Origin of the sequence: Flavobacterium sp. IB48 (genome assembly GCF_016405855.1) — a bacterium.
Taxonomy (GTDB): Bacteria; Bacteroidota; Bacteroidia; order Flavobacteriales; family Flavobacteriaceae; genus Flavobacterium; species Flavobacterium ginsengisoli.
The window spans coordinates 146,561-163,583 of record NZ_JAEFCA010000007.1; the positions used below are offsets into that span (position 1 = coordinate 146,561).

Below are 17,023 nucleotides of genomic sequence, written 5' to 3' on the forward strand. Positions count from 1 at the left end.
ATGCCATCTGAATTGCAAAAAAAATTGGATTATGTAAATGCTTATAGAGAAAATCGTCTAAAAGCAGCGCAGGATGTTTTAGAAAACCCATCGCTTTTTAGTGAGTTAGTTTCGATTTGCTTTTCACCAGAAGATAAAAACAATCATAAAGCCTGCTGGATTTTAGAATTTGTTTCGTACGAAGAATTGCATTGGCTCCAGCCTCATTTAGATTTTTTCTGTTCGAATCTAAAAATTTTAAAAGACGAAAGTTCCATGCGTCCAATCGCAAAAGTGACGCAGCTTTTGGTAAAATCTCATTACAAAAAAAACGAAAATAGTATTTCTCTTTCCGAAAACAACTTACAAGATATTATTGAAGCTTCTTTTGATTGGTTGATAAACGATGTCAAAGTGGCAACAAAAGCCTATTCTATAAGAACTTTATATGTTTTAGGAAATCATTACGACTGGATTCACCCCGAACTAAAAGTGATTATTGACAAAGATTTCGGAGACCATTCAGCAGCCTATAAAGCCGTCGCCAAAGAAGTTTTGAAGAAAATAAAATAGTTTTTATAGCCACGAATTACACGAATTTTCACGAATTATTTTTTCAAATTCAACTAAAAAAATTAGTGAAAATTCGTGTAATTCGTGGCAAACAAAAAAAATCCTTTCTAATCCTTTTAATCTGTGGCAGAAAAACTAAATTTTGGCTAAAAAAAGATTAAAAAGTATCTTTGCAAAAACACAACACAAAATGAATTATTTTTCTTCTGATTTTAAATTAGGAATATTAGGCGGCGGACAATTAGGTAAAATGCTTTTGTTCGATACCAGAAAATTTGACATACAAACTTACGTTCTAGATCCAAGCGACGAAGCGCCAAGTAAAATTGCCTGTAACAAATTCTTTCAAGGCGATTTAATGGACTATGAAACGGTTTACAATTTCGGGAAACAAGTCGATGTTTTGACTTTTGAAATCGAATTGGTAAACCTGGAAGCTTTAACGCAATTAGAAAACGAAGGTTTAAAAATATATCCATCTCCAAAGACCTTAAAAGGAATTCAGAATAAAGGTGTTCAAAAAGATTTTTACGCTAAAAACAATATCCCAACAGCACCATTCGAAAGATTTGAAAATTTAGATCAACTAAAATCTAAAATCAACGATCTGAAATTACCTTTTGTATGGAAATGTACCGAATTTGGTTATGATGGAAATGGTGTAAAAATAGTTCGCCAAGCTTCAGATTTAGATGCATTGCCAAATGTAGAATGCATTGCAGAAACTATGGTTTCGTTCAAAAATGAATTGGCGGTAATTGTGGTTAGAAATCCATCAGGCGAAATGAAAACGTATCCAGTTGTCGAAATGGAATTTCACCCAGAAGCCAACCAAGTTGAATATGTAATTTGTCCGGCAAGAATCGATGATAAAGTAGCTAAAAAAGCCAGATCGATTGCTTTACAAGTTTCAGAGAATTTCAATCACGTTGGACTTTTGGCAGTTGAAATGTTCCAGACTCAGGACGACGAAATTTTAGTGAATGAAGTTGCTCCTCGCCCACATAATTCAGGACATTATTCTATCGAAGCAAGTTATACTTCACAATTCGAAAATCATTTACGTGCTATTTTAGATCTTCCGTTAGGAAACACAGACAGTAAAGTTGCCGGAATTATGGTAAATTTAGTCGGTGCCGAAGGTCATTCTGGAAATGTAGTGTATGAAAACATAGAAACCATTTTAGGATGGAATGGCGTGACGCCACATATTTACGGTAAAAAACAAACTCGCCCTTTTAGAAAAATGGGGCATGTGACAATCGTAAACGAAAATATGGCTGAGGCAAGAAGAATTGCACAGGAAGTTAAGGAAACTATTAAAGTGATTTCTCAGTAATCAGTTTTCAGCCGCAGTCACAGTTTACAGTTTCCAAAAACTTGAAACTTTAAACCTGAAACAAAACACAACAAAAATAAAAACATGAGCAAAGTAGCTATTATAATGGGAAGCATCTCAGACATGCCAGTTATGCAAGATGCAATCGACATATTAAAACAATTTAATGTAGAAGTTGAAGTAGATATTGTTTCGGCACACAGAACGCCAGAAAAATTATTCGATTTCAGCAAAAATGCACACAATCGCGGTATTTCGGTAATTATTGCCGGTGCGGGTGGTGCTGCGCATTTACCAGGAATGGTGGCTTCTATGTCTCCACTTCCGGTAATTGGAGTTCCAGTAAAATCAAGCAATTCAATCGATGGTTGGGATTCAGTTTTATCAATTCTGCAAATGCCAGGCGGCGTTCCTGTTGCAACGGTAGCTTTAAACGGCGCAAAAAATGCCGGAATTTTAGCCGCACAAATCATCGGAAGCCACGACAAAAAAGTTTTAGATACGATTATTTCTTATAAAGAAGAATTGAAAGCTACAGTTAATAAAGCGGCTGAAGGTTTGAAGAAATAATTCTCCCATAAATTCCTGCAAGGTTTTCAAAACCTTGTAGGTCTGATTATCATAATCAAAATAAAATACTTCTAAAACACCTACAAGGTTTTGAAAACCTTGCAGGATAAAAAACTGCAATATGAGTATCTTAACCCAATATTTCAATACCAAACATAACACAGCACCTTTTTCGCAGATAAAAATCGAAGATTATGTTCCTGCTTTCAATGAAGGAATTGCTTTGGCTAAAGCCGAAATTGATGCAATCGTAAACAATCCAGACGCACCGACTTTTGAAAATACCATTGTGGCAATGGATTTTTCTGGTGATGTTTTAGATCGTCTTTCGAGTATTTTCTTCAATTTGAATTCGGCTGAAACGAATGACGAAATGCAGAAAATTGCGCAGGAAGTTTCGCCTTTACTTTCAGAATTTGGAAATGACATTCGTTTGAATGCAGATTTATTTGCGAGAGTAAAAGCCGTTTACGATCAAAAAGAAAGTTTAAATCTGAATCCCGAACAAACAACTTTATTAGATAAAAAATACAAAAGCTTTTCGAGAAACGGAGCCAACTTGCCAGAAGACAAGAAAAACCAATTAAGAGAAATCGACAAAGAATTATCAAAATTGAGTTTACAGTTTGGCGAAAATGTTTTGGCAGAAACCAACAACTTCGAATTACATTTAACCGATGAGAAAGATTTATCTGGTTTGCCAGAAGGAACAATCGAAGCAGCTAGATTATTAGCCAAAAATCAGGAAAAAGAAGGCTGGATTTTCACTTTAGACCATCCAAGTTATATTCCGTTTTTGACTTATGCTGATAATCGCGAATTGCGTAAAAAAATGGCAATTGCTTTTGGCGCAAAAGGTTTTCAAAACAACGAATTTGACAATCAAGAAAATGTTCTAAAAATTGCCAAGCTTCGTCATGAAAGAGCCAATTTATTAGGTTATAAAACACACGCACATTTTGTTCTGGAAGAAAGAATGGCCGAAAGCCCAGAAAAAGTTTTTTCTTTCTTGAATGATTTATTGGCAAAAGCTAAACCAGCAGCTCAAAAAGAATTTGCTGAATTAACTGCTTTCGCGAAAGAACTAGATGGAATTGAGCAATTAGAAAAATGGGATGGTGCTTATTATTCTGAAAAATTAAAACAACAGCTTTTTAATTTAGATGATGAAAAACTGAAACCATATTTCCAATTAGAAAAAGTTTTAGACGGCGCTTTTACAGTTGCTAAAAAATTATACGGATTAACTTTTACGGAAGTTTTTGATATCGATAAATACCACGAAGAAGTTACAACTTACGAAGTAAGAGATGCCGAAAACAATTTGGTTTCGATTTTCTACGCTGATTTCTTCCCAAGAAAAGGAAAAAGAAATGGTGCTTGGATGACTTCATTCAAATCACAATATGTAAAAGACGGCGTAAACGAAAGACCACATATTTCTAACGTTTGTAATTTTACAAAACCAACGGAAACAAAACCTTCGTTATTGACTTTTAATGAAGTAACAACGTTATTCCACGAATTCGGACACGGATTACACGGAATGTTGGCCGACACAGTTTATCCAAGTTTATCGGGAACTTCTGTTTATTGGGATTTCGTAGAATTGCCAAGTCAGATTATGGAAAACTGGTGTTACGAACCGGAAGCATTGGCCTTGTTTGCGAATCACTATGAAACGGGAGAAATTATTCCGATTGAGTACGTTCAGAAAATCAAAGAAAGTGCGAGTTTCCAAGAAGGTTTAGCAACATTACGCCAATTAAGTTTTGGATTATTAGACATGGCTTGGCACGGACAAGATCCAACAAACATTACAGATCTTAAAACTTTCGAAACAGAACAATTTGCTAACACGCAATTATATCCAGATGTAAAAGAAAATGCGATGAGTACCGCTTTTTCACATATTTTTCAAGGTGGATATTCTTCTGGATATTACAGCTACAAATGGGCTGAAGTTCTAGATGCAGATGCTTTTGAATATTTCCATGAAAATGGAATTTTCAACGAAGAAATCGCTAAAAAATTCAAAGACAATGTACTTTCTAAAGGAGGAACAGAACATCCAATGGTTTTATACAAACGCTTTAGAGGTCAAGAACCTAAGCCAGAAGCTTTATTGAAAAGAGCTGGATTATTATAGAGTTTCTAAGATACTAAGCTCCTAAGTTGCTAAGTTTCCTAGAGAATTAAATTTTAAAACCGAAGTAGAAATGCTTCGGTTTTTTATTTGGTTTTACTTTAACTATCTTAGCCTTTTTAAATCTTAATCTTACAAAATACATTTTGAAAAAATATTTTAAAATAGCTCTTTATCTTGCCATTATAGGATTGGTCGCGATTGTTTCTATTAATTATTATGTGAAATCTTCGACCAAGAACCATATCTATTATTCAGTAAAAAAGTTTCCGAAAAACGATGTCGGAATTATCTTTGGCGCTGGAATTAACGGGAATCAACCAAGCAAGTATTTAAAGGACCGACTTGATGCCGGAATTATGCTTTGGAAAGCAAAACGTATCAATAAAATTCTACTTTCTGGAGATAATGGCCGTGATGAGTATGATGAATTGACGGTAATGAAAAATTACTGTTACAATCATGGCGTTGACACTACGAAAATCTTTATTGATTACGCGGGATTTGATACGTATTCAACAATGTATCGCGCCAAACATATTTTTAAGATTAAAAAAGCAACTTTAATTTCACAGGAATATCATTTAAACCGTGCCATTTATATTGGACAAAAACTAGGCATTAAATCTTCTGGATATTCTGCTAATAATGGAGAATATCTTGGATATAATTATGTTCGTTTTAGAGAGTCTCTTTCTATTTGTAAATCCTTTTTTGATGTTTTGCGAAATCGCGAACCTCATTTTCTAGGCGGAGAAATTAATATTAATGGAGAATCAAATTACTCTAAAGAAGATAAGCGATAAAATACTAAAATCAAGAAAGCAGCAAAGTTTTTAAATTTGTACCGCTTGGATATTTTTTTGCCCAAGTTTGTCCATTTGAACTCCAACCATTATTCATATCATAAGATACGGTTCTGGAATGATCTGCACTTGCAGTCAAATCAACCATTATTCCAGGATTTTCGGCAATTGAAACAACCGTATTGTTTTCAATGTTATTATTAGTAAACATTAAAAATGCTTTATTAACAGGTGCAATTTTAATATTCTGTCCGTAATAGGAGTTAAAAGTACAATTTCCATAATACTTCTCTTCACTATTATTGTAAATAGAAATTCCTGTTGAATATCTATTATTTGAGTTATTTTGGATTAATACATTATCAAAAGTATTTAAAGAATCAACAGAAACCTTACCTGAATTTTCAATAAGCATGCGTTGTTTTAATTCGATTTGATAACTTGAACCTGATACAGAACTTCTACCTGTGGCGCTTCCTTTCTGAGGTCCCAATTGAGGTATGTATATAACGCTATTTTCTTTAATTTCACTTGTCGATAAATAACTGCAAAGAGTATCTTCCCATTCAATCAAAACAGATTGCAAAAAATCTTTAGTTATACTCCAGCATAAAGGCACAAATAACGAAGGGTTATCGGTTTTACTAGCAAGAAAGCAACATAAAGTGTAATTTCCTTGGTTTAATATTTCTACCGTATCTTGAGAAAACGTAGTTATTAATGAATATTTCATCAGCTTTTTTTTAAATGTTGAAATGAGGTTTTTCCAATCCTATATACTAGATATAAAAATTACTCTTCACCAAATAATGATGAAGAGTAATAAAACTTATCAATACAAATTATTTGTTTTTATCACTTAGAGCTTTTTCATCTCTACTTGTGTTTTCAATTAACAGTTTTTTTAAATCTGTAAAAGCATCGAAATTTTTTAGCCACGTTCCTCCGCCAGCATCCCAGCCTGAGTCTATCGAATAATTAGTTTCGCGTGAAGTTACTCCTGTAAGATTAATAAAAGCTCCAGCCGACATTGCTTTAGTAATTACCGTTGCAGTTACAATTTGCTCTGTAGAAAAAATCAATGCAATTTTAGTAATTGGCGTAATCACTCTTGAAGATCCAGCTCCTAAAATTGGAAAAGCACATAAAATATTTGATTTACCATTTACCAATTGATTAATTCCAACTGTAAATTGCTGTGTATCTTTATTAAGAAAAGATACAGCACCATCATATCCGTCTGTACTAGATTCAATATTTCCAGAACCTTTTTCTATCGTTACTAATTCTCCTAAATCAGTTGCAATTGTGTTACTTGCTTCAATTTTAGTTTTAGGCGCAATTGTAGTGGTCGAATTGTATGCTTGAAACTCTTCTTCCCAAGTAATTTTTGTTTTCCCCAATAATTTTTCTGTTGGTAGATTAAACCAAACAGTAGGAGAACCATCACCAGTAGCCGCTACCGATTTAAATCCGTATAAAGAATATCCCTGATCTTTTAAAATTTTTACATCTGCCGGACTAATATTAATTGTTGTGGTAAAAGTTGCCATAATTTCATATTTGTTTGTATGTCCCTACTCATGGGCTTTTCGGGTTCCGCCCTGCATTATTTTCTGAATGCAAACAGTTCTTTTTTAAAGTGGGTATTGCTCCGCTAAAATGCATTAAGAACTTTTCTTTCCAAACTTTGCAGTACCATCTTTCGTAGCTCCAGTAGTACACGGATAGCTATCTCCACTAACTCTTGTCCCACTTCTAACTTCATAGGTATATCCAGATTTAACTTCTCCCCATGATAGAACGGCAGAAAAACCTTCTTTATCTAAAGTTCCGTCTCCGTCAGCGTCTTTGACACTATTTCTGTAAAAATGTAATTTGCTCATAATTTTCTTATTTGATTACTAATTTTAATTTAGGCTATCGGCTTTTTTCTTTGCCGATAACATTTTTCATATCTACTTTATTAGGATTTCAATACGTCTATTTATAACCTTTTAAAGCAAATTTGTAGCACTGAAAAAAAATCTTAAACTCAAACAAAATTTTGATGTAACAGTAATGTGTCTCTTGTAACTTATTGGATATATTGCATACCAGGTATTTCTGTTATCTTTTTTTATTTGAATTTGGACTCCTATCTTTCTTATCTGCAGAATAAGTTAACAAGCTTCTTAGATTCAATTTGTACAAACTCTGAATTCTAATAAGTCAAAATTACAAGCCTATCACTTATTTAACTTGTACAAAATCAGCCACTTATTATCAATTTGATTCATATTCCTTTTTTAATAAATTAATAAAGGGAAACAAAGTAGTTCTGCTTTCATATTTACTAGGACTGCAATTAAAATTTTGCTTGAAGACACGAGATAAATGGGCAACATCAAAAAAACCAGCAAGAAAAGCGGCTTCAGTTATTGATTTGTTTTGTAGCACTATTAATTCGGTGGCGTATTGAAGACGTATATCACGAAGGAGGCGTACTGGTGAGAACTTAAATAAGGATTTCACTTTCCGATTGAGATTTGAGGAACTCATAAAAAGTTTGTCTGATAGCATTTCTATAGAAAATGCTTCATTATCAAGATTATCAATAATAGTAATTAGCAATTTTGCAAACCATTTATTTTCATCCTTTAATTGAATTAGTTTATTAAAACATTCGTCGTTAAGGGGAATTTTCCAATCATGAGGATTAAAAACAATTACAAGTCCGTTTTTACGATATGCCAATGGAGAAATCCCAAATTCCTGCTTGAACTTACGGCTAAAATGAGTTACACCGCTAAAACCACAATAAAACGCTGTTTCTTCTATAGAATATCTGTTTTGACTCAGAATATGCTTTGCTAGATCCATTTTATAATGCAAAATGAGTTTCTTGGGCGAGAAACTCATTTCTTTTTTCATCTTACGGTTAAGTTGAGATTTGCTAATTTTTAATTGATTTGCTAATTGGTAAACGCCAAAAGATGCATCTGTTTTTTTTCTTGTATTATAACATGCACTTGACTTAAAAATGGCTCATTTAAAAAATAATTACTTAAATCAAATACACTTTTCTTTCTTTCGAATTCTTTCATGATTAATTTGTTTTTGGATAATATTTAGTGGTTATTTCTTTATTTGCTTAAAAAAGCGCAAACAAAAAATGTATCTTATATCTTTCAAAAAAAATATGAGGCATACGAATTTACACATAAAAGTATTGCAAACAATCACAAAAAGTAATCTAAAACTGTCAAATCAAACAAAACTAAATAATAGAGAAACAAAAAAGACCTACAAAGAATATTCTTTGTAGGTCTCTTTATTTTTATAACTTAATTTTACTCTTTCTCTAAAACTCTTTTTGCCAACTTTCCAACAGTTAATCCTTGAACTACAATTGAGAATAAAACAACAATATAAGTTACCTCAAGCAACAAGTTTTTATATTCGCTTTCTGGCATTGAAAGAACTAACGCAATAGAAACTCCACCGCGAATTCCTCCCCAAACCAAAACCATCAATGAACCTTTATTGTAAGCCGATTTAATTCCGAAGAACTTAAAGATATCGAAGAATTTCCAAGGTAAAACAATCGAAGTTAATCTTGAAAACAGTACAATAAAAATAGCTACAAAACCTGTTAATAGTTGTTTATTCAAATCTGGAAGCAATAGTAATTCAAATCCGATAAAAAGGAACAAAACAGCATTTAAGATTTCATCTATTAGCTCCCAAAACTTTCCTAAGTAGTCTTTAGTGACTTCGCTCATAGCCACTTTTTTACCATAATTTCCAATAATCAATCCGGCAACAACCATTGCTAGCGGACTCGAAACGTGTAAAGCCTGTGCCACCAAAAATCCTCCTGTTACTATGGAAAGTGTTATAAGAACAGAAACTTTATAATCGTCAATTTTTTTCATGACTCTTGAAGCTGTAAATCCGAAAACCGCTCCTAATAAAAGTCCACCGATTCCTTCTTCTATAAATAACAAAGAGATCGAGCTAAAAGTTGCATCAAATGTTGGATCGGTTGCCATTTTTAGAACAACAGCAAACATTACTACTGCTACTCCATCATTAAACAATGACTCACCAACAATTTTAGTTTCTATTCTTTTTGGAACTTTTGCTTCTTTTAAAACTCCTAAGACCACAATTGGATCAGTTGGAGAAATTAGAGTTCCAAAAACTAAACAAAATATGTAAGGTATTTTTATTCCTAAAAGTGGTGCGATATAAAAAAGAAGCATCGAAATTATCAAAGCCGATAAAACAACACTTACCGTAGAATAAATCATAATAGGCACTTTTTGTTCTTTCAGATCAGCCATATTTACGTGCAATGCTCCAGCGAATAAAAGAAAATTCAACATGGCTCCCATTAGGATTTCGTTGAAGTCGAATTCCTTTATCAGATCGAAAAAATGCTTAGTAGTTGCAGGAAAATATGAATCTCCCAAAAGGCGAATTCCAACCGAAACCAACATGGCAATAATCATGATTCCGATGGTTCCAGGAAGTTTTAAAAATCTTAAATTCAAATAGGCGAAGAAAGATGCCAATACAATTAGCACCGAAAATGTGTAGTATAATTCCATAAATTGTGATTTTTACAAAAATAGCTGTACCATTATTTAATCAAAAATTTCGTGCGTTGAATTAACATAACTTTATTATTCGTTAAATAACTTCGAACCATTACTATAAATAAACAAAAGCCAAAGTAGAATTAAATCTACTTTGGCTTTATAAAATCGAAATAGTATAATTTAGTCTTTAATATGAAAATTATTTTTTTACTTTTTCTCTTTAATAAATTTCTCTAACTGTTTAACTTTCAAAGCCTCTATTTCTTCTATACGTTTTGCTCTTGAGCTAGCAGAATTAGTAGCATTTTTACCAGTAAGTGCAACTGTAGGTTTGGTAAATAGTAAGTAATCTCCAAATAAATGACTTAAGAATAATGGAGATTTACCTGGTCTTTTGTCGTCAAAGTTTTCAGATTGATGGCAATAAAAACAACTAATTAAATTTGTATTATTAATTTGGTGTATATCATTTTGGAAAGTCTGCGTATAGGTTTCCATTGTAATATTTGCCAAATTAACCGAACCTCTTGCTAATGAATCTGGAAGTGCACTTGAAATATCTCTAGTGACAATTGCTTTGATTTGATCTTGAGAAGAAAATCCATCAAAATCTAACCAAATAGAGCCATTATAAAAATAATTATTAAAAACATCTTTCAGATTAGAAGCGACGCACTTATTAATATTATCAATATTATTAAAGTTAACTGGTTCTGTCTGACTTGTTGCCATAAATGAACCCGTGCCTAAATCTTTTGGAATACCATACTCATAAAGAATAAATGCCTTATTTGGAGTAATCGGCGAGGCTGTACTTTTTTGCCATTTAATCCCATTTATACCGGTACTTGTTCCTTTTTCATAAAACAACATTTCATTTGCAGCTGTTACAGAATTGTTTTTCTTATCGTAGACAGGCGCCATATCTTTATGCTCAAAAGTAGCCCAGATAAATTCAGGATGATTTTTTACAATTCCCACCACGTGCATACCTAATAATGCCACAGTTCTTGCAACATATTTCCCTTTACTGTTTAAAACAGCAGCTTTTGCTGTAAAATAATTTTTTTGCTGCTCTTTTGCAATTGCATCTATGTTAATCCAGGAAACTTTTAATTCTAATGCCCCAACAGGAAATGTTTCTGAATTCGAAACCGGTAATTTTCCGCTGTTGATCAACGCAGCAGTCGTAACAGCCTTGTCTTTTAGCAGATTGTTAACGTGAATTGAATAATAAACGGTATCTGCAGCATTGTTAAATTTTGGATTAGATCGTAAAACGCCACGGGAACCAGCCTGATTAATAGAACTCAGCGCTAATTTTATACCTAACTGTGGTGCTACATCTTCCATTTGAGGACTCACCAAAGTTAAAGAATCTAAAAAGAAAGGATTTCCGCTAGGCAAAGGTTTTGTTACCCACAAAAACTTTTGCCATGACCATTGATGAAAATCACAGTTTGTAGTCGTCTTGCTATCAAACGGACTTCCATCACCTTCTGCTGGAGCTGGAGTCTGCTCATGGGGAAACCAGCTAGACTCACATTCGCATGGTGCCGAAGATGCCGATGCATTAGCATATCCAGAAGATGAATCGTATTTGTTTATTATTTTTTCCTTATTTAGAAAAAAGAGTGTAACAGCTGCTATCAAAACAACAACTACTAAACCGATTATAACTTGTTTTCTTTTCATTTGTTTTTTTTGATTAAGTTTTTTTTGATTAAGTTTTTTTTAGGGAATTGAATGTAAAAGAGCCGCCTATTACAGACGGCTCCTCTAAATCCAAATTGTAAATAACACACGAAAATTTAATTCATCCGAGTTACTCACTTTTTGTTTTTTTTAAACCAACTCAGACTTTAATTCTTTTGCAGCTGCAACTGGTACATTTTCAACAGCGTGATTCCAATATCCGAAACCGCCTTTGCCATTCCAAGCATTATCAATTGCTAAATGAGCATTAAATTCTGCTAAGAAAGAACCAATCCCTGGAGGCGGAACAGATTGAACGTATTGTCCTTGTAAACTCACTACCTGCGTAAATTCGCCAAACCCAGTAGAAAATATCTTTCCTTTTACTTGAACTACAATGTGGCTATCTGCTCCTTTAACAGCTTGTGTAATTACTACTGTTCCTGAAACAGAATGTTGCGATGGAACAACGACTAAACTAAATGCTGCAATTGGAGCACCTGATGTTCCTACATTTCCGATTGTGCCTTTTGCTAAATAAGCACCTGCTAATAATTCTGACATAATTTGTTGTTTTTGGTTTCCTACTCATAAGGCTTTTCGGATCCGCCTCGTTTTTTATAGTGGGTTCTGCTCCACGCTTTTGTTAAAAAAACAGCTCAGAATTCATTTCAGATAAGTACTTAGGTTTATTTTATCAAATCAAAAGTGCAGATTCGAATAGTAGGCTTAAAATGAGAAATGAGACAGAGGCTTTTCTTACAGTAAACAAAGTAAAGGAGATTGTAAGAAAAAGAAATAAGTATAAATACCTGATTTTAAGAATATTCCTCTTTTTAAAATATCTTTCAATTATTTTTGAAAGTTTAAAAACTTTTACATACATTTGTTTCATGGAATTCAAAGAAGCAAAAAATAAGTTCGTACAAACCTGGGGAGCATTAGGTTCTCAATGGGGAATTAATAAAACGATGGCACAGATCCACGCTTTATTGATGGTTTCAAACGAACCTATTTCTATGGAAGACATTATGGAAGAATTGCAAATTTCTCGTGGAAACGCCAGCATGAATTTAAGAAGTTTAATGGATTGGGGAATTGTCTATAAGGAATTTAAAGCTGGAGAAAGAAAAGAATTCTTTACAGCTGAAAAAGATTTAGACGAATTAGCAGTTAAAATTTCTAGAGAAAGAAGTAAAAGAGAAATTAAACCAACGCTGAAAATCTTAAAAGAAGTTTCGACTATTGAAGCAAAAGATTCAGCAGAAGAAAAACACTTTGTAGATCAAACTACCAAATTATACGATTTTGTTTTGAAAGCAGATAATATGTTAGACAAAATGACTGAATTCAATGATAACTGGCTAGGAAAATTGGTCATGAAAATGATGAAGTAAAAAAATTTAATTTAAACTTTCATTTTTTTCTGAAAGTTTAAAACTTTAAAAACAATTGATATGAACTTCTTAAAAGCAGAATGGAAAAACTTAACGCTTGTCAATTATGAAATTGATGCTGAAATCTTAGAAAAATATCTTCCTACAGGAACTGAGATCGATATTTGGGACAACAAATGTTATGTCAGTCTAGTTGGATTTATGTTTAAAAACACAAGAGTTTTAGGATTGAAAGTTCCGTTTCATATCGATTTTGAAGAAGTGAATCTGAGATTTTATGTAAAACGTTTTGAAAACGGTATATGGAAACGTGGTGTAGTTTTCATTAAAGAAATTGTTCCTAAAAAAGCCATCACTTTTATCGCCAATACTTTGTATCAAGAACATTATGAAACTCAGAAAATGAGACATGAAATAATAGAAAATCAAAACACGAATACTTTTATCTATCAATGGAAGAATGACAAAGAATGGAACACAATTGAAATTGAAACCAAAAAAGATTTAAGTAAAATCGAAATCGATTCTGAAGCTGAATTCATTACAGAACATTACTTCGGCTATACAAAAATCGATGAAGAAACCACTTTTGAATATGAAGTGACACATCCAAGATGGGAACAATTTGAAGTTGTAAATCATAGAATTGATATTGATTTCGAAAAAAATTATGGAAGTGATTTTGGATTTCTTCAAACTCAAAAACCAACTTCCATTTTCTTAGCTCAAGGTTCAAAAATTACAGTGAAGAACAAAAGGAAATTGCAAATACTTCCTGTTCTGAAAGAGATGTATTAACCTCATAAATTGGGAAATCATGAATTTTAATATCATTGGGTATTTTATTTACCTCAGCATAACCATTTTCATTATCCTAAAAGTTGGAAAAATCTGCTACAAAAACGGAAATATTTTTGTTTTAGAACTAATTCCAAATCATGCGGATCTCTGCCAAAAAATTAATCAGGTTTTACTTTTAGCCTATTATCTTTTAAACATTGGCTATTGTGCAATGACTTTAATTTCCTGGCAAAAAATTATTTCTTCGTCTCAATTGGTCGAAATACTCTGCATCAAAACAGCTGTCATAATTTTTATTATCTCAATACTGCATTACCTCAACATTTTAATTATAACCAAATACGCTAAAAAAATAATTCACAACAACTAAAATTCAAATATTATGGAAACTACAAAAATCTTAATTGGTTACGGAATTTATTTACCAGTCGCTTTATTTTTAACTTATTATGTTTCTAAAACCCTTTTCAAAAATGGAAAAATCTTTATGTTAGATATATTTAAAGGCCGTGAAGAAATTGCTGAAGCTACAAACAAACTTTTTGAAACTGGATTCTATCTTTTAAATATTGGTTTTGCATTAATGATTCTGGAACTGCAATTAAACCAAGACAGTTATCAGGAATTAATTGAAAGACTGAGTTATAAAATTGGTGGATTTTCTATTTATCTTGGCATCATGTTGTTCTTTAATTTGTATTTCTTTTTTAGAGGAAAAAGAAAAGCTAAAGAAGCTCAGAGAGAAGAAAGATTAGTTTTTAAAGCTTAAAATTATTTGCCACGAATCGCACGAATTTTCACGAATTTAAAAAAGCATAAAGGCAATTTGAAAATTAATTCGTGAAAATTCGTGCGATTCGTGGCTAAAAAAAACTCAAATGAAAAAACTCATAATTGCAGCCGGAACAGGTTTTCTCGGACAAGTTTTAATTGATCATTTCAAAGATAAATTTGATGAAATTGTAATTCTCACCCGAGGAAAATCTAAAACAATTGACGGAATTAAGTATCTAAACTGGAATGCCAGAACTTTTACTGGCTGGGAAAAGGAATTAGAAAATGCTTCAGTCTTAATTAATCTCGCTGGAAAATCTGTTGATTGTCGTTATACGAAAGAGAACAAAAAAGAGATTCTTTGGTCACGAATTGACAGTACAAAAGTCTTAAACAAAGCGGTTTTGAATTGTAAAAACCCACCTAAACATTGGCTGAATTCTTCAACAGCAACTATTTATCGCTTTTCACTTGACAAACAAATGGATGAAATAGACGGCGAAATTGGAAATGATTTTTCTATAAATGTGGCGCTTTCTTGGGAAAAGGCATTCTTTAAAACCGAAACTCCAAAGACTTTAAAAACAGCTTTGCGAACTTCAATTGTTTTAGGTAAAAATGGCGGTGCTTTTGTTCCGTTAAAGACTTTGGCAAAAATAGGTTTTGGAGGAAAACAAGGAAGTGGTAATCAGTTTGTAAGCTGGATTCACGAAGACGATTTTGCCAATGCCGTTGATTTTATAATTGAAAAAGAAATGACTGGAGTTATAAATGTAGTTTCTCCTACTCCAATTCGAAATGTTGATTTTATGGAAAAACTTCGAAAAGCTGTTGGTTTTCCTTTTGGAATTCCGTTGAATAAATTCTTTTTGGAAATCGGATCTTTTTTCATTCGAACTGAAACCGAATTGGTTTTGAAAAGCAGGAATGTGATTCCGAAATGGCTTTTAGAAAATGGTTTTCGATTTAAGTTTGGAGATATTGATGAGGCATTTAAAAATTTATTGCGATAAAACAATGTGCATTTTTGTCATCCTGACGGAGGAAGGATCACACACGAAGCTCGACAAAGAATTGTCGATATAAATTGCGGAGTTCCTAGTGTGATCCCTCGTTCCTCGGGATGACAAGATTACACAAGGAAAAACTTAAACCAATGACAACAATAAATCTCATAAGTAAAATAAACGCTTCAAAACAAATCGTTTTTGATGTCTCAAGGAATATCGATATTCACCAACAATCTGCTAGTCCTTCAAAAGAAAAAGCGATTGCTGGAATAACATCTGGTCTAATAAATTTAAACGAAACGGTAACTTGGTGCGGTAAACATTTTGGATTTTATATCACTCACAAAAGCCGAATTACTGCAATGAATTTCTATGATTATTTTGTAGATGAAATGGAAAAAGGTAAATTCAAATTTTTCAAACATGAACATTTTTTTGAAGAAGAAAATGGTTTTACAATCATGAAAGATAAATTGCAATATGAAACTCCGTTTGGGATATTTGGAAAATTATTTGATGTTTTGCTTTTGAAAAAACATTTGACGAATTTTCTTTTGGAAAGAAATAAAATTTTAAAAGCGGTTTCAGAGAAGTACGTTTAGATAAATTATTTAACTTTATAAGTATTATTCTTAAAACGAATTAATTACAAATAAAAAATATACTTATGAAAGTAAAAACGATATTAGCTATACTTCTTTTTACCATTTCTTTTGTTGGATTTTCTCAAAGTAATTGCACCACTTTGAAAGGATGTGAAAGAAAATTATGTGAATTAAACACAAAACTAACTGCCGCAAAAAAAGCTGGAAATCAAAATCAGATAAAAGGTGTTGAAGAGGCTATTGCGCAAACCAAGAAAAACTGCACTACTAAAACAGTAAATAAAGATCTTGACAAAAAGGTTAAAGAGAAACAGCAAGAAGTAAATGAAAGAACAGCCGAGTTGAACAAGGCTATTAAAGACAATGAAAGCAAAGAAAAAATCGACAAAAAAAGGAAAAAACTAAATGAGGCTAAGGCTGATTTGAATAAGGCTTTGGCGGAACAGAAAACGAAATAATTTTTCTCACGCAGATTTTGCAGATTTGAGCAGATTTCAAAAAAACATTTTAATTGCCTACAGCTTTAGCTGGAGGATAAATTATGACAGATTGTTTCTTGGCGTTAGCCAAACTTTGTCATTTAGTTAAAACCCTTATTGAAGACTTTTTTTACCTCCAGCTAAAGCTGGAGGCAATCCAAAATTTAATAATTCATAAAATTTTCTTTTGAAAATGAATCTTCTCGTTTTACGGTTGCGTGAGGGATAGGAGCTGGCTACCGAAGTAGCGCGGATAGCCCGAC

The 17,023-nt window shown here is 32.6% G+C and carries 20 protein-coding genes; 12 read left to right on the forward strand and 8 right to left on the reverse strand.

What is annotated here, in order from left to right; all coding sequences use genetic code 11:
• The 5 genes from JC605_RS19635 (at window position 1) to JC605_RS19655 (ending at window position 5,413) form a co-directional block, all read left to right on the forward strand.
• Window positions 1-552 (forward strand): hypothetical protein, encoded by a 552-nt coding sequence (locus tag JC605_RS19635; RefSeq protein ID WP_198857801.1) that lies wholly within the window; start codon window positions 1-3, stop codon window positions 550-552.
• A 190-nt stretch (window positions 553-742) separates the two neighbouring features.
• A complete protein-coding gene (locus JC605_RS19640; RefSeq protein ID WP_198857802.1) occupies window positions 743-1,891 on the forward strand; it encodes a 5-(carboxyamino)imidazole ribonucleotide synthase in 1,149 nt (382 codons plus the stop codon).
• Between the two features lie 84 nt (window positions 1,892-1,975).
• Window positions 1,976-2,461, forward strand: coding sequence for a 5-(carboxyamino)imidazole ribonucleotide mutase (gene purE, locus JC605_RS19645; RefSeq protein ID WP_198857803.1), 486 nt, complete (start codon window positions 1,976-1,978; stop codon window positions 2,459-2,461).
• A gap of 121 nt (window positions 2,462-2,582) precedes the next feature.
• Window positions 2,583-4,610, forward strand: coding sequence for a M3 family metallopeptidase (locus JC605_RS19650; protein ID WP_198857804.1), 2,028 nt, complete (start codon window positions 2,583-2,585; stop codon window positions 4,608-4,610).
• A 143-nt stretch (window positions 4,611-4,753) separates the two neighbouring features.
• Entirely contained in the window at window positions 4,754-5,413 is a 660-nt protein-coding gene (locus tag JC605_RS19655; RefSeq protein WP_198857805.1) for a vancomycin high temperature exclusion protein, read from the forward strand.
• A 10-nt stretch (window positions 5,414-5,423) separates the two neighbouring features.
• Here JC605_RS19655 and JC605_RS19660 read toward each other — a convergent pair whose 3' ends face one another.
• The 8 genes from JC605_RS19660 to JC605_RS19690 all read right to left on the reverse strand — a co-directional run bounded on the left by JC605_RS19660 (window position 5,424) and on the right by JC605_RS19690 (window position 12,258).
• Complete coding sequence (locus tag JC605_RS19660) at window positions 5,424-6,146, reverse strand: hypothetical protein (RefSeq protein WP_198857806.1); 723 nt, start codon at window positions 6,144-6,146, stop codon at window positions 5,424-5,426.
• Window positions 6,147-6,255: 109 nt separating this feature from the next.
• Window positions 6,256-6,966, reverse strand: coding sequence for a hypothetical protein (locus JC605_RS19665; RefSeq protein ID WP_198857807.1), 711 nt, complete (start codon window positions 6,964-6,966; stop codon window positions 6,256-6,258).
• A gap of 114 nt (window positions 6,967-7,080) precedes the next feature.
• Entirely contained in the window at window positions 7,081-7,299 is a 219-nt protein-coding gene (locus JC605_RS19670) for a hypothetical protein (protein WP_198857808.1), read from the reverse strand.
• A gap of 379 nt (window positions 7,300-7,678) precedes the next feature.
• Window positions 7,679-8,326 carry an AraC family transcriptional regulator gene (locus JC605_RS19675; protein WP_198857809.1) on the reverse strand — a complete coding sequence of 216 codons (648 nt, stop codon included), beginning with the start codon at window positions 8,324-8,326 and terminating at the stop codon, window positions 7,679-7,681.
• Between the two features lie 41 nt (window positions 8,327-8,367).
• Window positions 8,368-8,499, reverse strand: a complete 132-nt coding sequence (locus JC605_RS23850; RefSeq protein WP_255562401.1) for a hypothetical protein — start codon at window positions 8,497-8,499, stop codon at window positions 8,368-8,370.
• 246 nt (window positions 8,500-8,745) lie between these two features.
• A complete protein-coding gene (locus JC605_RS19680) occupies window positions 8,746-10,008 on the reverse strand; it encodes a sodium:proton antiporter (RefSeq protein ID WP_198857810.1) in 1,263 nt (420 codons plus the stop codon).
• Between the two features lie 198 nt (window positions 10,009-10,206).
• Window positions 10,207-11,694, reverse strand: a complete 1,488-nt coding sequence (locus JC605_RS19685; protein WP_198857811.1) for a hypothetical protein — start codon at window positions 11,692-11,694, stop codon at window positions 10,207-10,209.
• Between the two features lie 150 nt (window positions 11,695-11,844).
• Window positions 11,845-12,258 carry a DUF1842 domain-containing protein gene (locus JC605_RS19690; RefSeq protein WP_198857812.1) on the reverse strand — a complete coding sequence of 138 codons (414 nt, stop codon included), beginning with the start codon at window positions 12,256-12,258 and terminating at the stop codon, window positions 11,845-11,847.
• 329 nt (window positions 12,259-12,587) lie between these two features.
• Between JC605_RS19690 and JC605_RS19695 the strand changes: the two genes are divergently transcribed.
• From JC605_RS19695 to JC605_RS19725, 7 genes are all read left to right on the forward strand, one after another.
• Entirely contained in the window at window positions 12,588-13,091 is a 504-nt protein-coding gene (locus JC605_RS19695) for a GbsR/MarR family transcriptional regulator (protein WP_177211992.1), read from the forward strand.
• A 60-nt stretch (window positions 13,092-13,151) separates the two neighbouring features.
• Complete coding sequence (locus JC605_RS19700) at window positions 13,152-13,889, forward strand: YqjF family protein (RefSeq protein WP_198857813.1); 738 nt, start codon at window positions 13,152-13,154, stop codon at window positions 13,887-13,889.
• 19 nt (window positions 13,890-13,908) lie between these two features.
• The gene (locus JC605_RS19705; RefSeq protein WP_198857814.1) at window positions 13,909-14,262 is read left to right on the forward strand and encodes a hypothetical protein; all 354 of its coding nucleotides are present in this window, start codon (window positions 13,909-13,911) and stop codon (window positions 14,260-14,262) included.
• Between the two features lie 12 nt (window positions 14,263-14,274).
• Window positions 14,275-14,661: a hypothetical protein gene (locus JC605_RS19710; RefSeq protein ID WP_066033505.1), complete on the forward strand. Its 387-nt coding sequence runs from the start codon at window positions 14,275-14,277 to the stop codon at window positions 14,659-14,661.
• A gap of 109 nt (window positions 14,662-14,770) precedes the next feature.
• A complete protein-coding gene (locus JC605_RS19715; protein WP_198857815.1) occupies window positions 14,771-15,679 on the forward strand; it encodes a TIGR01777 family oxidoreductase in 909 nt (302 codons plus the stop codon).
• Between the two features lie 143 nt (window positions 15,680-15,822).
• A complete protein-coding gene (locus JC605_RS19720; protein ID WP_198857816.1) occupies window positions 15,823-16,278 on the forward strand; it encodes an SRPBCC family protein in 456 nt (151 codons plus the stop codon).
• A gap of 65 nt (window positions 16,279-16,343) precedes the next feature.
• Window positions 16,344-16,739 carry a DUF1090 family protein gene (locus JC605_RS19725; protein WP_198857817.1) on the forward strand — a complete coding sequence of 132 codons (396 nt, stop codon included), beginning with the start codon at window positions 16,344-16,346 and terminating at the stop codon, window positions 16,737-16,739.
• Window positions 16,740-17,023: the final 284 nt, after the last annotated feature.

Excerpts from the sequence above, each read along its gene's own strand:
- JC605_RS19635 (WP_198857801.1), top strand. The coding sequence starts at position 1 with ATGCCATCTGAATTGCAAAAAAAATTGGATTATGTAAATGCTTATAGA.
- JC605_RS19640 (WP_198857802.1), top strand. The coding sequence starts at position 743 with ATGAATTATTTTTCTTCTGATTTTAAATTAGGAATATTAGGCGGCGGA.
- purE (WP_198857803.1), top strand. The coding sequence starts at position 1,976 with ATGAGCAAAGTAGCTATTATAATGGGAAGCATCTCAGACATGCCAGTT.
- JC605_RS19650 (WP_198857804.1), top strand. The coding sequence starts at position 2,583 with ATGAGTATCTTAACCCAATATTTCAATACCAAACATAACACAGCACCT.
- JC605_RS19660 (WP_198857806.1), bottom strand. The coding sequence starts at position 6,146 with ATGAAATATTCATTAATAACTACGTTTTCTCAAGATACGGTAGAAATA.
- JC605_RS19665 (WP_198857807.1), bottom strand. The coding sequence starts at position 6,966 with ATGGCAACTTTTACCACAACAATTAATATTAGTCCGGCAGATGTAAAA.
- JC605_RS19670 (WP_198857808.1), bottom strand. The coding sequence starts at position 7,299 with ATGAGCAAATTACATTTTTACAGAAATAGTGTCAAAGACGCTGACGGA.
- JC605_RS19675 (WP_198857809.1), bottom strand. The coding sequence starts at position 8,326 with ATGAAAAAAGAAATGAGTTTCTCGCCCAAGAAACTCATTTTGCATTAT.
- JC605_RS23850 (WP_255562401.1), bottom strand. The coding sequence starts at position 8,499 with ATGAAAGAATTCGAAAGAAAGAAAAGTGTATTTGATTTAAGTAATTAT.
- JC605_RS19680 (WP_198857810.1), bottom strand. The coding sequence starts at position 10,008 with ATGGAATTATACTACACATTTTCGGTGCTAATTGTATTGGCATCTTTC.
- JC605_RS19685 (WP_198857811.1), bottom strand. The coding sequence starts at position 11,694 with ATGAAAAGAAAACAAGTTATAATCGGTTTAGTAGTTGTTGTTTTGATA.
- JC605_RS19690 (WP_198857812.1), bottom strand. The coding sequence starts at position 12,258 with ATGTCAGAATTATTAGCAGGTGCTTATTTAGCAAAAGGCACAATCGGA.
- JC605_RS19695 (WP_177211992.1), top strand. The coding sequence starts at position 12,588 with ATGGAATTCAAAGAAGCAAAAAATAAGTTCGTACAAACCTGGGGAGCA.
- JC605_RS19700 (WP_198857813.1), top strand. The coding sequence starts at position 13,152 with ATGAACTTCTTAAAAGCAGAATGGAAAAACTTAACGCTTGTCAATTAT.
- JC605_RS19705 (WP_198857814.1), top strand. The coding sequence starts at position 13,909 with ATGAATTTTAATATCATTGGGTATTTTATTTACCTCAGCATAACCATT.
- JC605_RS19710 (WP_066033505.1), top strand. The coding sequence starts at position 14,275 with ATGGAAACTACAAAAATCTTAATTGGTTACGGAATTTATTTACCAGTC.
- JC605_RS19715 (WP_198857815.1), top strand. The coding sequence starts at position 14,771 with ATGAAAAAACTCATAATTGCAGCCGGAACAGGTTTTCTCGGACAAGTT.
- JC605_RS19720 (WP_198857816.1), top strand. The coding sequence starts at position 15,823 with ATGACAACAATAAATCTCATAAGTAAAATAAACGCTTCAAAACAAATC.
- JC605_RS19725 (WP_198857817.1), top strand. The coding sequence starts at position 16,344 with ATGAAAGTAAAAACGATATTAGCTATACTTCTTTTTACCATTTCTTTT.